The sequence below is a fragment of the Candidatus Obscuribacterales bacterium genome (genome assembly GCA_036703605.1).
Lineage (GTDB): Bacteria > Cyanobacteriota > Cyanobacteriia > RECH01 > RECH01 > RECH01.
On the sequence record DATNRH010000415.1, the window covers coordinates 1 to 3,791 of the forward strand.

The following is a 3,791-nucleotide window of genomic DNA, read 5'->3' on the forward strand; positions in this document are numbered from 1 at the left end:
TGTTGCCCCCGCCTACCACAATGGCAACCTGGACACCCATGCTCACAACTTCTAATACTTCTTCTGCAATCCCTTGCACGATCATGGGATCAATGCCGTAGGCTAGCTCCCCCATTAGGGCTTCACCGCTCAATTTCAGCAGAATGCGCTGGTAAGTCATCCCGGTGTAACGCTTTTTTAAGTGATCTCCCACTTAAGATAGCAGCACAACTGCCGTTGTAGGGCCCTGTGTTGCAAAGTTGCAAAAGGTTACATTAGACACCTTGCTGCCTAGGCAACGTCCCTGTAGCGTTAGGCGAGGCTAGGGAACGCAGGATGGAGAAACCAGGATCCGTCGGGCGGCTAGCTGCGCCATTTGATGGTGCTGCCGGTGGCGGGGTTGGAAGCCACGGTAATTGGTTGATCTGCTAGCAGTTGGGCGATCGCATCTTGAAAGTAGTGGTGGACGGCTTGGTTGAGCTGATGGTTGGCATCATCAATGGCCCCGCGATAGCATAGCTTTCCCTGGGCGTCGATCAAGAAGGCTTCCGGTGTGTAGTCGGCCCCAAAACTGCGCAACACATCTTGGGTGGCATCTCGCAGGTAGGGGAAGTTGAGCTGGTGGTCGTTGGCAAAGCTAATCATGTTGCCGAAGTCATCTTCGGGATAGCGGCGATCGTCATTGCCGTTGATGCCAATTAGCGTAAAGCCTGCGGATTGAAATTGGGTCTGAAGCTGTTTGAGGCAGTTGAGGTAGGTGCGCACATAGAGACAGTGGTTGGATAGCGTTACCACACCCACGGCCCGAAACTGCTGTAGATAGTTGGCTAGATGATGCACTTGGCGATCCACCCCGCGTAGTTCAAAATCAGGGGCGTAGTCACCAATGCGGGTACCGGTCTGTTCTATAAAAGTCATGGATGCCACAAGATTCAGCGAGGTGGGTCAAACGAGCGATCGCTGATCATAGATCGGCGATCTATCGGACAAGGTCAACTCGGACGATGTCAACAGCCAGCAAGACAGCAGTTCGGTGCAACCTAGGTGAGCAGGATTTAGGTGGGAACGTCCCACTGTTGGGCGATCGCTTGATAGCCGATGAGTTTATACACCAGCTTAGCCGCAGTGAATTCCGAAACAACGGAGTCAACCACAGGGGCCAATTCCATCACATCACAACCCAGGACGTCGTACTGTTCAAACAGCCGCCGCAGAAATTCTGTAAGGCTATACCAATCTAACCCACCGGGCTCTGGGGTGCCGACGCCGGGCATGTGGGTGGGGTCGATGCCATCGAGGTCAATGGTTAGGAAAACTGCACGGGTGGGAATGCTAGCGATCGCCCGATCGATCCAATCGGGCTGGCGAGCAATTTCCCGCGCCCGAAACACGCATAGATCTTTGTCACGAATCAGGTCAGCTTCTTCTCGGCAAATGCTGCGAATGCCAATTTGCACCGTGGGCAGCCCCATGTCTAACACCCGTCGCATCACGCAGGCGTGATTGTGGATGGAACCTTCATATTCCTGACGTAGGTCGGCATGGGCATCAATTTGCACGACCGTGAACGGGGTGGATGACGATTCTTGATAGGCCCGCACTAGCCCTTCGGTAATGCTATGCTCTCCCCCTAGGCCAATCACAAACTTGCCATCATCCCAAAGCGATCGCACCGTCTTACAGGTGTCTTGCAGCATCACCGCTGCCGTGAGCATGGGTTGGCTGCGGGTGTCGGCAATGGGCGTATGGGTGTAGATGCCGACGGGCCAATATTCTTGCTCCAGTTCTTCGTCGTAGTATTCAACTTGCTGCGACGCATCTAAGATTGAAGCGGGGCCATCTTGACACCCTTTGCGGTAGGTTGTTGTGGCTTCGTAGGGAATGGGCAGAATCACCACCCGCGCCGTTTCGTAGTCTGCCGCGACCTCGTCTCCCAAAAAGGGACTATGGGCAGTGGGTTTTTGCGTCAACATGGGGCAACTCAGTCCTGTGATGTAGTGGGATGGTGTAGTGGGATATTGGATGGAATAGCTGGGGAAGTCAGGCAGGGAGCGATCGCCGCCGATCCGCCAGAAGCGCTGGGCCAAGCCTGCCCTGCTCTCAAGAACACGAACTCCCTACTATCATGCCTAAACTAGAAGAATTATGCCCCATGGCCTGCCCTATCACCATGGGCAATTTCCTGCTTGTTCAGTCTTTCGTTCTTGACCTCCGTTTCAGTGATTCACCATGAGTATCTTGACCCTGCAATCCGTTAATAAAGACTTTGGTATTAAAGAAATTTTGCGGGAGGCAAGCTTCAGCCTAGGAGCAAACGACAAGGTTGGACTGATTGGCACCAACGGCTCCGGCAAGTCTACGCTGCTGAAAATTTTGGCGGGGCTAGAGCCCATTGACAGCGGTGAATGCTGGGTGAATCCCAATATCCGCGCGGTGTATTTACCCCAACAGCCGCAGTTGGAGAGCGATCGCACCGTGTTAGAACAGGTCTTTGCCGACAGTGGCGAACAAATGGCCCTCGTGCGCCAGTATGAAGCCCTATCTCACCAACTGGGGCGGGTTAGCGGTCAAGACATGGATCGGATTATGGGGCAACTTTCCACCATTTCTGAGCAAATGGCAACCGCTGGAGCTTGGGAGCTAGAAACCAAGGCTAAGATCATTCTCAGCAAGCTGGGCATTGAAGACTTTGAAGCTAAGGTCGGCACGCTGTCCGGTGGCTACCAGCGGCGGATTGCCCTGGCCACGGCTTTGCTGTCTGAGCCAGATTTGCTGCTGATGGATGAGCCCACTAACCATCTAGATACCGACTCTGTGGACTGGCTGCAAGGCTATCTGAATCAATATCCTGGAGCCATTTTACTGATTACCCACGATCGCTACTTCCTAGACCAAGTCACCACCCGCATTCTAGAACTGGATCGGGGTGACCTAACGGCCTATGCCGGTAACTATGCCTACTACCTGGAAAAGAAGGCGATCGCTGAAGACGTAGACGTGAGCCGCCAGCGTAAACATCGAGGCCTGCTGCGGCGAGAGCTAGAATGGCTGAAACGCGGCCCCAAAGCTCGCAGCACCAAGCAAAAGGCTCGTATCGATCGCATCTCTGATATGCAAGATCAGGAGTTCAAGGGCGGGCAAGAGCGGGTGGAAATCTCCACGCCAGGGCGGCGCATTGGCAAGAAGGTAGTAGAACTCCAGGATGTGAGTAAAAGCTATGGCGATCGCACCCTGATTCAGTCCTTCACCTATGCCTTCAGTCCCGAGGATCGGATTGGCGTCATTGGCGGCAACGGCGTGGGTAAATCCACCCTGCTGAATATGATCATTGGCAAACTTCCCCCCGACAGCGGCACCGTTGACATTGGTCAAACCATCCACATCGGTTATTTTGATCAACAGTCGGAAACCCTGATGGCCGCTGCTAACCAAGAGCAGCGGGTGATTGAATACCTCAAAGACGAAGCGAGTCTCGTGCAAACCAAGGACGGCGATCAGATTACCGCCTCGCAAATGCTAGAGCGCTTCCTGTTTCCCTCCAACCAGCAATATCTGCCTCTTCATAAACTATCTGGGGGCGAAAAGCGGCGGCTGTTTTTGCTGCGGGTGCTGATGAAGGCTCCTAATCTGCTCATCCTGGATGAGCCCACCAATGATCTTGATGTGCAAACCCTTGGGGTGTTGGAAGACTATCTAGACCAGTTCAACGGCTGTGTGATTATTGTGTCCCACGATCGCTACTTCCTAGACCGCACGGTGGATCAGATTTTTGCCTTCCATCCTGGTGGTGAAGTGCGCCGCTATCCCGGTAA

General features: G+C 53.8%; 3 protein-coding genes. 1 reads left to right on the forward strand and 2 read right to left on the reverse strand.

The genetic code is table 11. The annotated features are described in order from the left end of the window. Positions 1–342 precede the first annotated feature (342 nt). Positions 343–897, reverse strand: a complete 555-nt coding sequence (locus tag V6D20_08530) for a thioredoxin family protein (protein HEY9815827.1) — start codon at positions 895–897, stop codon at positions 343–345. Positions 898–1,034: 137 nt separating this feature from the next. Beyond that, positions 1,035–2,066 (reverse strand): agmatinase, encoded by a 1,032-nt coding sequence (gene speB / locus V6D20_08535; GenBank protein ID HEY9815828.1) that lies wholly within the window; start codon positions 2,064–2,066, stop codon positions 1,035–1,037. Positions 2,067–2,208: 142 nt separating this feature from the next. On the opposite strand from speB, the gene V6D20_08540 reads away from it, so the two are divergent. Beyond that, the coding region (locus V6D20_08540) for an ABC-F family ATP-binding cassette domain-containing protein (GenBank protein ID HEY9815829.1) at positions 2,209–3,791 on the forward strand (1,583 nt) is incomplete at its 3' end.